The following is a 5747-nucleotide window of genomic DNA, read 5'->3' on the forward strand; positions in this document are numbered from 1 at the left end:
TTCAGCTGACCTTCTGACTGGTAGAAAGGTGTCAATCGCGAAGCGGGTGACATCACTACAGGGGGAGTCATGACGAGTAGAACAAGGCAGGTGCTCGCTGTCGGAATCCTGGCGGCAAGCGCCGGGGCCGGCAATCTCACATTCGTGCTGTCCCGGCTTCCCGAGCTTCATTGGTCAAGCCTGCTCGCCGGAATCGCCGGTATGGCGGTCGCAGCGGTGCTTGCCGTTCTGCTTCGCCACGAAAAGAAGGCTGCATCCATCGCTCACACCAATCCTTCTCCCTAACGCTTTGAGCGGTATCCCCGTTGATCAACTCTGAGCAGCCATCAATGACTTCTCACGGAGTTGGAAGGGACACCGTCCCTTGATTTACGGCCGCGCTGCCTGCCGGTCCGCCATCGGGGCAATGCCTCATCCAGAACCTGGTAATGCCCGGATCCAGCTCGTCTCTATTCAGCCTGGACCTTCGAAGGTGCACCCAAACGCCCAGTTCATGCTCTTCGCCCGCGATGACGGCCTTTTGCCGGGGCCAGCCGTTGCTGGCCTCCCGGTAGGCTGTCGGGGCTTTGAACCGCTCCTGCCAGGACCCCGGCCAGCATGGCGTACCGGAACCTGGCGGCGGAGGCCTGCGACTCCCGTGGCGGCAGCTTCTGTTGCCGAAGGGAGATGACAACGCCAGCGGCGCAGAACGACACCGCGAGTAGCAGGCAGGCGACAGCGGCGATGCGGACAACCGGTGTCATGCGGGCCCCCTCCCGCTTCGCCTGCACCAAGGAAAGCTCCTCGTGTGCTGCAGCCAGTCTTACCGCTCAGCTGTGAAAGCACCAGAAGGGCGGCCAAGACTCATCCAAGGGACTATACGCCGAGGCCTACCGGCACGCCGCTGAGCGCGTCTCCGCCGCCGGCGGACCCAGGGACGACGGCGAGGCTGGTGCGGAACAGTCACGATGCACCTTACCGGTCACACGTACTCCACCCACTGCCCCTGTCCACGGCGTATCGCCCGGGCCGGGGAGCACCAGATGAGCGAAAAGGTACCCCTGCTGAACTGCGATGACCTGCGAAGTGGTCCCGGCGCAATCCAGCGCGAGCTCCACAGGCCGGAAAGGGGCGCCGGGATGCTCCTGTCCAACGGCGACCTTGGCACCGGAAGCACCAATACAGGCGGCAGTGACGGTGTACAGTCCTGCTGCCGGCACCTTCGCCGCCGCGCCAAAGCCCCTGACGGGGCCATCGAGTGGCCCCACTTCGAATAGGAGGAACGGCTCCGCCGACGCCCTAAGGAGCCGGTACAGCTCGGCGTAGTTCCTGGCCTCCTGCTCCAGAATCTGCGGATCACTGTATGGCTGCGGGGACCTTGAATCGATCGAGGGACCAGCTGTTGGCGTGTGCATGGGATCGGGCGTTCGTGTGTGCACGGGCTCGGGATAGTCATAGACGCAGCCCGCCGTTCCGCTTAGCGGGATCAGCAGGCACAGGGCGAACCCCATCCGGTGCCGCCTGTCCTGAGTTCCCATGCTTCCATGGTGGGCAGGCCAGCAGTTCAAAACAATCACGTTCCGATCAAGATAGTCCTACGACGGCTCGAACTGTTGGGGCGGCGATCCACGACCTGCTGAATCTCGCCTGAAGGTTGTCCTTCTACCTGCTCGCCGAGCGGGGGCCCGCTCGGTGGCGGGTTCGACGTCGGAGAGTACGCCGGGATCCATTCCTTGGACGGACGGCCTCATCCGCTACGCCATCGTCCATTCCCGGACGGTGGTGGTACTGTTCGTGGACACCCGTCCGGTGGACGCGATCGGGTTCCATCACGACCTGCTCGGTGGCGACGACCCGAAGATGTTTTCCAGGTTTCCTGGCTGCGTCGGTGCCGGCTGCAAAGCCTCAACGGACTTGGGCGTCCGATGGCCGTGTTCATCGTTCCTATGAGGACCTGGAGGGCAGACTCAGACGGGTCGGGCCTCGGGCTCGCCCGCGGTCATGAAGATCCTGGCCGGTCGCAGTTGAAACTGCGTGCTGAGCATGGAGACATGTTCAATCCGGTCGATCCGGAAGAATCGCACGTCATTCCGTAGATGATCCCAGGCGAGCACGTACCAAACGGGGACGTTGTAGTAGAGACACTGAGCCTCGACCACGCGTTCCGTGAGATTGTCCTCGCGGTCCCGATACCGAATGGACACGAGCCGACGCTTCCAGAACGCCTCCAGCAAGATTGACGTTACTTGGGCGCTAGGAGATTCGTACGCCTGCATTACGACATTCGAGGCCGGCTCGCCGACTAGGATCCGGCTGCGCAGGGTCCTGATCCGGCGGGCCTGAGCGGGAGCAAAGGCGCTTGCAACTTTCCTGGTGATGGAGCGGACGTCGCCGAGGAGCAGCGGTGATTTGATTTTCTCGGCGATCGAGAGGCTCAGGAGGAGACCGAGCGCCTCGGACTCGTTGAGATGAACCCGCCCGAGCGACCAGCCGGGTTCGAGCCGGACACCGCCGCCTCGGCCACGCTCGCCATCGATAGGCAACCCCCGATCCCGCAAGGCGGCCAGGTCCCGTTGTACGGTCCGCACGCTTACGCCAAGATCGGCCGATAGCTGGTCTGCGGTGGTCACGTCGTACTGCCCGAGCAGCGATCGAAGAGCCTCGAGCCGCTCGGCCCTTCCAGAGCCGGGCATAAAAACAGACTGCCACAAAGACCAGACAAAAACTGTCGCATTTAGCAACAGCGCGTTATAGATGAGGCTAAGGAAAGGAGCCAACCGTGCACATCGCATTTGCGCCGTTCCGACTCAGGGAGGGCATTACTGGCCAAGCACTCCTCGCCGCATCCGATGCGTTCGAGAGAGATTTCGTCCGACGGCAGGAGGGGATCGTACGGCGGTTCCTAGTCAAGGACGCCAGAGGGGGCTTCGCCGACGTCGTCTTCTTCTCAGATGAAGAAGCGATGTCCCGGGTGGTCGAAGCTGAACAAAACAGTGAAGCCTGCTTCGCGTTCTCCTCGATCATGGACGGCCACGACTCGCATAGCGTTTTTGAAGTCATCAAGACCTACGAGTGAACGGCCATGACGCAGGTGCCCCTCAAGGATCAGCTGTATAACCGCGACAGCGTGCGCGCCCTCGCCGGCCGCCTCCACTCTGTTGACCCTCAGTTGAGGCGAGATGTATTCGTTGAGGAGGTCACCGGGCGACTTGGGGAACTGCAACTCAAGGAGCGCATCACGTGGATCGCCGAGGTTCTTGAGCGACACCTGCCAAACCAGTACCGAGACGCAGTTGAAGTCCTGTTGCGGTCGCTGCCGACCCCTTGCGACCCCACACTCTCCGACGGTGACGTTGGAGATTTCACCTACGCGCCCTACGGCGAATGCATCGCCCGCAGAGGTACGGGCAGACAGGACGTGGAATTCTCGTTATCCGCGCACAAGGAGACGCAAAGTCTACACGCTGAAGAGGGTAGCTATTCCCGCTGGGTCAAGTGCCACGCTTACCTGAGCGGAAGCCGGAACCTATCCGGTCATAATCCCGCTGCACTCAGATAGTGCGGTACATCATCGACCTGATCGGCCGCATCACGACGTTGAGCCTGGAGACAAACCGGATCGTGGACGGACTGCCAGTACTCGTACTCCCGTAGCTGGAGAACAAGTTTTCTACAAGCTGTCCTCGTAAACTCAGTGCATGTTCGATAGTGAGGCAAAGGTGGGACGGGTGATCGCCGAGCCGCCTGGGGATAGCTCCCAGCAGTTTGTAGCGGATGCCCTGCCTCAGCTCGGCTGGCGGTCGCCCCAAGCCACCGTCCCTGTTCCAGGGACCACTCCCGCTGAGGAGCATCTCCATGTCCTTGTCTCGCCGTAACTTCGTGGGTGTCGGCGTAGGCGTCGCCGCCCTGGGCTTCGTGTTCGTTGGCGCCGGCAGCCTCGCCCCGTTCGTCCGTCCCGGCAACATTGCCACCCGCAACGCGGTCGGCTACGGCGCCTTGGTTTCGGACTCCAACGGTATCCTCGCGCTGCCCGAAGGCTTTTCTTACAAGCTGCTTGCCCGTTCCGGCCAGACGGCAACGGCCGAAGGTGTCCACCCGTCAGATCCTGACGGCATCGGGGTGTTTGATGGTCCCGACGGGGGATCTGTGCTGATCTGCAATCACGAAAACAGCGGAGAGGAGCCCTTCCCCGTTCCCGTGGTGGAGGGACTCACGTATGACCCCGGGGCCACGGGTGGCACCTCCACTCTCATCGTGGACGCAGAGGGCAACCGGGTGGGGCAGTACACCTCTGTCGCCGGCACCAATAACAACTGCGCCGGCGGTATCTCTCCGTGGGGCACGTGGCTGACCTGCGAGGAGACCGAAGCCCGGGCAGGATCTGGGGCCAACACCAAGGACCACGGCTACGTCTTCGAGGTCGACCCCGCCAGCCGCGAAGCCAACATTAACCGTTCCGCGGTGCCGCTGAAGTTCCTGGGCCGCTATTCCCACGAAGCCGTCACGATCGACCCTGCCACCAACCAGATCTACCTCACCGAGGATGCCGGCAACCCCAACGGCCTTTACCTGCGCTGGACCCCGCCCACAGACTTCACCGCCGGGAAAGGACGGCTGCACGCCCTCGCCCAGTCCGGGGGCGGTGACGTTGCAGGACGCCTGCAGGCCATGAAGTGCTTCCTCGGGTCCACTCATGTCAAGGATCTTTCCGAGGCCACCACGGTGGGCGCTACCTACAGGGTTGAGTGGATCGACGTTCCGGACCGTGACGCCCGCACGACCTCGGTACGGAGACAGTTCACGAACGACCAGATCACCCGTGCCCGCAAGCTCGAGGGCCAGTGGTGGGGCGATGATGGAGCCTACTTCGTCTCCAGCTTTGCCCGCATTATCTACGGCAGCGCCAATAGCCATGACGGACAGGTCTGGTTCTACGACCCGGCTACCGAGAGCATCACCCTCAAGACCATCTTCGGGGTCAATCCCAACCCGAATGCGGAAAGCGGTCACTTCGACGGCCCCGACAACATCACAGTGGCACCGCAGGGCGGCCTGATCTTGGCGGAGGACGGCGACGGCGTCTCGCACCTAGTGGGCGTGACCAGCCAGGGCAGGTCCTACCCTTTGGCTCGCAACGAAGTCAACGACTCTGAGTTCTGTGGCCCGGCATTCAGTAGGGACGGCAAGTGGCTCTTCGCCAACATCCAGTCTCCTGGCTTTACACTTGCGATCACTGGCCCGTGGATCCGTCCATCCGACGAGGCAGCCTAAAAATTACCGTTGCTGGTGCCTCCGGCCGCGAGGGAAGCCTCAGAGGAACCTGATCGTACGGGTGTTGCCCGCTGCACTGGGCTGCACCCGGACGAGATTTTGCGGGCCAGCCATTCTTGGCCGACAGTGGTCGGGCATTCAAACAGCTGCCGTCTACCGCTGGTAGGGTCCGGTCATGGACGAACTGCTGATAGCTCCGGCCGCGACCATTGAGGACCTTGCCGGCCGGGAGGGCTTTGACGAGAACTTCCTGGGCCAGCGCGCGCCGCTGCCGGGTCTGGCCGGCGTCGAGACGGTCCTGCTGCCGTACACGCACTTCTCGGTGCTGATGGGCCCGAGTCATAGAGCCCGGGAATGCAGTCGCCCTTTTGCCGGACCTCGTCTGGATCGGCCGGGCCATGAAGGCCCGCCTTGTTGAACTGGAGGGAGCCCATCAGCGCACCCTGTTTACCTCTGTCCGCAGAGCAAGCCTAGGGCATCCCGTGTTGCGCGCGGTG

At 62.7% G+C, this 5747-nt stretch carries 9 protein-coding genes; 6 read left to right on the forward strand and 3 right to left on the reverse strand.

The genetic code is table 11. The annotated features are described in order from the left end of the window. Positions 1–69: 69 nt before the first annotated feature. Positions 70–285, forward strand: coding sequence for a hypothetical protein (locus tag RIN13_RS20075; protein WP_309109076.1), 216 nt, complete (start codon positions 70–72; stop codon positions 283–285). 206 nt (positions 286–491) lie between these two features. On the opposite strand, the gene RIN13_RS20080 is transcribed toward RIN13_RS20075, so the two are convergent. From RIN13_RS20080 to RIN13_RS20090, 3 genes are all read right to left on the reverse strand, one after another. After that, a complete protein-coding gene (locus RIN13_RS20080) occupies positions 492–743 on the reverse strand; it encodes a hypothetical protein (RefSeq protein ID WP_309109077.1) in 252 nt (83 codons plus the stop codon). Between the two features lie 126 nt (positions 744–869). Continuing rightward, entirely contained in the window at positions 870–1517 is a 648-nt protein-coding gene (locus RIN13_RS20085; protein WP_309109078.1) for a hypothetical protein, read from the reverse strand. Positions 1518–1946: 429 nt separating this feature from the next. Continuing rightward, the gene (locus RIN13_RS20090; RefSeq protein ID WP_309109079.1) at positions 1947–2672 is read right to left on the reverse strand and encodes a WYL domain-containing protein; all 726 of its coding nucleotides are present in this window, start codon (positions 2670–2672) and stop codon (positions 1947–1949) included. Positions 2673–2758: 86 nt separating this feature from the next. On the opposite strand from RIN13_RS20090, the gene RIN13_RS20095 reads away from it, so the two are divergent. From RIN13_RS20095 to RIN13_RS20115, 5 genes are all read left to right on the forward strand, one after another. Then, positions 2759–3055 carry a hypothetical protein gene (locus RIN13_RS20095; RefSeq protein WP_309109080.1) on the forward strand — a complete coding sequence of 99 codons (297 nt, stop codon included), beginning with the start codon at positions 2759–2761 and terminating at the stop codon, positions 3053–3055. Positions 3056–3061: 6 nt separating this feature from the next. Beyond that, positions 3062–3538, forward strand: a complete 477-nt coding sequence (locus RIN13_RS20100) for a hypothetical protein (protein WP_309109081.1) — start codon at positions 3062–3064, stop codon at positions 3536–3538. Between the two features lie 139 nt (positions 3539–3677). Beyond that, a complete protein-coding gene (locus tag RIN13_RS20105) occupies positions 3678–3854 on the forward strand; it encodes a hypothetical protein (RefSeq protein WP_309109082.1) in 177 nt (58 codons plus the stop codon). Beyond that, positions 3835–5250 carry an alkaline phosphatase PhoX gene (locus RIN13_RS20110; RefSeq protein ID WP_309109083.1) on the forward strand — a complete coding sequence of 472 codons (1416 nt, stop codon included), beginning with the start codon at positions 3835–3837 and terminating at the stop codon, positions 5248–5250. Before RIN13_RS20105 ends, RIN13_RS20110 begins: the two co-directional genes overlap by 20 nt. 175 nt (positions 5251–5425) lie before the next feature. Next, positions 5426–5668 (forward strand): hypothetical protein, encoded by a 243-nt coding sequence (locus RIN13_RS20115; protein WP_309109084.1) that lies wholly within the window; start codon positions 5426–5428, stop codon positions 5666–5668. Positions 5669–5747 lie beyond the last annotated feature (79 nt).

It is taken from the genome of Arthrobacter sp., assembly GCF_031179985.1.
Taxonomy (GTDB): domain Bacteria; phylum Actinomycetota; class Actinomycetes; order Actinomycetales; family Micrococcaceae; genus Arthrobacter.